This window comes from Desulfovibrio sp. DV (assembly GCF_001936595.1).
Classification (GTDB): Bacteria; Desulfobacterota; Desulfovibrionia; order Desulfovibrionales; family Desulfovibrionaceae; genus Solidesulfovibrio.
This window is the reverse complement of the sequence record NZ_MLBG01000181.1, coordinates 1-3526: the sequence shown is the minus strand read 5'-3', so window position 1 is coordinate 3526 and position 3526 is coordinate 1. Positions and strand designations below refer to the sequence as shown.

Sequence of the window (3526 nt, the reverse complement as noted above, 5' to 3'; positions counted from 1 at the left end):
CGCATGAGAGACATTTTTAGTAATGCCCAAGAATGGTTAGATAAATTTAAAACGTCAATATCAATAGGCCTCGTAACAAACTTAAGGCCGTACCTGGATGATGCAAACAAGTTGAAGGGAATTCGCTTAAAGGAGCGTTACTTTTCACAAGCAATCGTTTCAGAATTTATTGAGCAATTCCGTAGGATGGGTCTGTATGTCAGAGTTTTCGAGAATGAAGATATTTTTTTTAGAGAAGTAATCGAAAATAAATACCCTCCGACAGCTAAACGCATAAATTTTGTGTACAATTTAAGTGAGCCTGGATTGGGGCCGGGGGGGATGTCTCTTGTCTCCGCATTTAGCAGGTACTACGGGCTATGCTGTTGCAACTCAGATCCCCATGGCAGTACGATTGGTAGACATAAATATCATTCATACAGTATTCTCAAATCACATGGTGCAATAATACCAGAAAGTTGGTGGTATTTCGGTAGCGGAAGATGGTGTAACAGGGCAAAGCCACCACTTGGTACAAAAATAATAATTAAGTCGAGTTACGAATCTTGCAGCATAGGGATTGGAAGTAAATCAATTTGTGAATACAATGACGACACAAGGACACTTGATGAAATTTGCGGAGACATTAATCAACCATTGTTTGTTCAGACCTTTATCGAAGGCAAGGAAATATCTGTCCCAGTAGTAGTTTGTAACGATTCTTTTTCGCTTGGAGTAGTATTAAACACAACACAAGAAAGTATCAACCAAGAGTTCTTTACATTGACCGAAGAGATGGTTTTTTCTGGAAAAAAACTAAAAAAGTATGATTTCCGTGAGCTAGACTATCAAAAAAGCATACAAATTCAGCGCTATGCGGTTGAAGGGGGTGAATTGTTAGGATTCAAGGGCTTTTGTCGGATTGATTTCAAACTCGCAAACAACGGAACCCCATACATAATTGATGTCGGGGCTGTCCCCGTTCTTTACAGAGGTAGCTCAGTTCAAGTTGCGGCAGAATGGGCCGGAGTGGATTTAAAAGCATTGCTAGGAGCGATGTTATGGACTGCGTACATGGGCGGTTAGATGTCAACCCATGAATGAATCCCTGAAAATAGTAAACGACGACCATAGAAATCCCACCCGGGACCAAGATGTGCATACTTCTGAGTTGGCGCTAGGTCCCACTCCTTGATATCACGACCTTTCTCTGTAGCACTCATAATCGCATCCAGTCTCATTGAAATAAATCCATATTCGTCAGGATCGACGAGAGCACTGAGCCGTTTAATTTCATCAAAGGACACTGAGCACTTTTCCTCAGTGTAGCAAGAAAGTGTGTAAAGATTGGAAGCGACAAGATAGAGAAAAAAAGGTTCAAAATCTGGGAAGCGATTCATTCGTAGCCACAGAGACTCTAAAGTTGAAAGTGATTGCCCCAACTGATTGCAGTAGGCTCCATAAATTGCTAAATTGGATGACGTTAGAATATTATCATGTTCCGCTCTGGAGCTTTGAGTTATTTTGAATTGTTCGGCATAGCATTCAGATTCATGAATTTTTTCACCAAGGAATGATGCCATAAGATAGTTATTTGTCAAATATTCTGGCCGTTGAAAATTATAACTAGTATAATAGTTGGACGAAATAACATCTTTTGCGACGTTAACAGCGTCGACATAGTTACCTAGATAACATAATGTCGCACATAAATTACTTGACGTTCGGTAATATTCCTGTGGATAGCGTGGAAAAGGAGCGTCAATTGACCCTTTCCAATAATCTCGTGCTTCAAACAACTTTACCGCAGCCACTTCATCAGCGTACAAGAATTCTGATCTTCGTTTAAGAATATTGCAAAAAAAATCACCTACAGGTGTGTCATTCATATTTTCACTAATAAAATTTATTAATCTGCTTTCTTCCATCAATGCTACTTTTTTTTCCCCAAGATGATTAAGAAGGTAAATTTGTAGCAATTTTATACGGCCGCCAATTTCAAATTCTTCCAAAAAAAGGTCATTGTGCGCCAATAATATATCATACGCCACTTTTCTTGATCGTTTACTTTTTGTCAGAGCAAGCGAAAGAGCATGGAGGTAACTTTTTTCGGCGGACAGTAAACTTGGGCGGCATATGTTTTGTGACTGCATAAGTTTCACGAAAGAAGGAAAATTCCCAATGTGGTAAAACTTTATTGCCTCTGCCAGCGTTAGGTATATGCCATAAATCTCGGGAGATATTTCTGTTTTTTCAACTTCTTCCTTTGAAATGCCGGGATTCTCTCTCAGTATTTTAAGCCATTCCAGGGCGACCATCTCATCTGCAACTTCTTTTTTCCCTGCACCGTAAAGATGCATGCCTCTTGTCCCGTAGTCTTGTGGACTAAGAATTCTTAGGCATTCTGCGAAGCTAGAATGAATCTCTTCATTCCGATTCAAGTCCATTTCTAAAAAATGTTTCCGTATGCATTCATGTGGGAACGAAATGATTTTGCCAGATTTATCTGCTAATGTTAAACTTTCTACTGCTTTTACAACACTGTCGATGTCTTTTATATCGGTTGCAGATAAACATTTAACTTCGCTATATGACGCAGAATTTCCAATTATTGATAGATTTTTCAGGAAGGACACCACTTCCTGTTCATGATTTGCATTGCCATCGCTCAATCTATTTTCAATAACAATTTTTGCAAGAACTTTTTGATTATCACTTGTCACCAGTTCATAGACACTCTTGTTTCTTTCATTTATATGCTTTGCTATTTCTTTTAAAATCCTCAAATGCCCTTTTGTTATTTCATATATTTTATCAAGTGTATTTAACGAGTGCACTTTTTTTGCGCCATAGAAGTTAAGTATTTTCCCGACGTCGCCCGCAGCGCAGTACTTTGTCGTTATATTTAAATCGCAATGATCAGTTATTCTTTCTTGTATCGATAAACTTGGTTTGTTGGTTGGTGTTGTCGACACAAAAATTATATTATGATTTTTTAGAAATCTAAAAACTTTATAATCACTATTTTGCTTCATTCTTTTTAAAAATGAAAACGAATGACCATCTAGATGGTGGGCGTCGTCAACAATAAGAATAAATGGGGAAGTGTCTGCCAAAGACCATATTTTAAACAAAAGTGCAGCTTCCGTATCCGATAATTTGCACTGCGACTCAACAATCGCACTCCCAATGGCGGCTTCTTTATATCCAGAATATATATCTTTTAATATACCAGACTTTCCTAGTGTTCTATCAACAATATTTATAGCGGCTTTAATTCCAGCCGACAAATACCTTTCAACGCAATCATACACGATCCAATTGTCTACAGCGTTAAATGCATTATTAGCTTTGTATTCTTCACACCGTGTTACAAGCACAACCCCGTTCAAGCTTTTCCATGCTTCAGCTATGCAAAATGCCAAGCTTGTCTTCCCAGATCCTGGAGGGCCAGAGATATGGATGTGCGAACAACTCCCTTCTTCAAGCTTTGAAAGAGCCTTTGAAATGTGTTGCTCGTATCCCAGTATAGAAAATAATGAATCCA

2 protein-coding genes are annotated in these 3526 nt (G+C 38.5%); one reads left to right on the top strand and one right to left on the bottom strand.

Annotated elements, in window-relative coordinates:
* On the top strand, positions 1-1065 hold a 1065-nt coding region (locus DVDV_RS21560), incomplete at its 5' end, for an ATP-grasp domain-containing protein (RefSeq protein ID WP_139311713.1).
* On the opposite strand, the gene DVDV_RS21555 is transcribed toward DVDV_RS21560, so the two are convergent.
* A partial coding sequence (locus tag DVDV_RS21555) for an ATP-binding protein (RefSeq protein WP_139311712.1) occupies positions 1062-3526 on the bottom strand: 2465 nt, incomplete at its 5' end. The genes DVDV_RS21560 and DVDV_RS21555 overlap by 4 nt on opposite strands.